A 1,434-nucleotide genomic window follows, 5' to 3' on the forward strand; every position below is an offset into this window, starting at 1 on the left:
TATGAAGATCGGCGTGAAAATGCTGTCCTGCCAAGACATGCTGGAACTGCGCAGCTACCACAATATCCGCATGTTTGCTGATGCACTGTTGGAAAGAAGCATGGACGAACTGTTCGATGCTGTAGTGATCCCTGGCGGCTTGCAAGGCACGCTGAGTCTGGCAGCGAACCCGCTGGTCACCGAATTTATTCGCCGTCATGACGACGCCGGAAAGCTGATCTGCCCGATTTGTTCTGCGGCAGCGCGCGTGCTGGGCGGCAACAAGCTGCTAAAAGGCCGACGCTATGTCTGCTCCGGCGATCTCTGGAAAGATGTCACGGACGGCGTCTATGTCGATCAAAATGTGGTGGAAGATGGCAACCTGATCAGCGGCAAAGGGTTGGGCGTTGCCTTTGATTTCGCGGGCACCATTGCCTGCCGTTTGACCGGTGATGTTGAAGACACCAACTTCCAGATCGAGCATATCTATTACGATCACTGGCGCGTACCGGCATAAAAACTGCTAGCCCGGCATAATGGATGAGGCCGGGCACTTCACCGATTCACATCTTCACCGAAGCGATCGCGATACTCTTTCGGCGTCAAATCATACTCTTTCCTGAATACCGCATAAAAATAGGGTAGCGACGGGTAACCGCACATCACCGAAATCTCGTTGATCGACAATGAGGTCGACACCAACAGGTTGCGCGCACGCTCGAGTTTTTCCGCATGAATAACACCGTGAATGGTCTGCCCCATTTCATCTTTAAAGCGCTTTTCCAGATTGGAGCGCGACATGCCAACAGCATCCAGCACCTGTTCGACTTTGATACCCTTACAGGCATAGCAACGAATATAGTGCATGGCCTGAATCACTGCCGGATCGTGCACCGAACGGTAATCGGTGGAACTGCGTCCTACCACCCGCACGGGAGGAACCAAAATGCGCTGAAGGGGAATCGCCACCGGATTGTGTAACAACTGATGCAGCAATTTGGCGGCGCGGTAGCCCATCTGCCGTGTACCTTGCGCGACAGAAGAGAGCGCCACCCGAGACAGATAACGCGTCAGCTCTTCATTATCGATACCGATAACACACAGTTTTTCCGGCACTGCGATGTTCAAATATTCGCACACCTGCAACAAATGGCGGGCTCGAGCATCTGTAACGGCGATAATGCCGGTTTGTGGCGGTAAGGCTTGCACCCAGTCGGCCAGGCGATTTTGCGCGTATTGCCAGTTATCCGGCGCGGTTTCCATCCCCTGATACACCACGCCCTGATACTGCTCTGATGCGACCAGTTGACGAAAGGCATACTCACGCTCCTGCGCCCACCCTTTGCCACCCGAAGGCGGCAATCCATAAAAGGCAAAGCGATTAAGCCCTTTCTCTTTCAGATGCATAAACGCACATTGCACCAAGGCATGATTATCGGTCGCGATGTAATGCAC

At 53.5% G+C, this 1,434-nt stretch carries 2 protein-coding genes; one reads left to right on the forward strand and one right to left on the reverse strand.

The window, feature by feature from the left end:
- Positions 1–496: DJ-1/PfpI family protein (locus J5224_RS27650; RefSeq protein WP_264628336.1), on the forward strand; the 496-nt coding region annotated here is incomplete at its 5' end.
- Between the two features lie 38 nt (positions 497–534).
- On the opposite strand, the gene J5224_RS27655 is transcribed toward J5224_RS27650, so the two are convergent.
- Positions 535–1,434 (reverse strand): substrate-binding domain-containing protein (locus J5224_RS27655; RefSeq protein WP_264628337.1); only part of this gene is annotated, 900 nt, incomplete at its 5' end.

This window comes from Candidatus Symbiopectobacterium sp. NZEC135 (genome assembly GCF_025962695.1).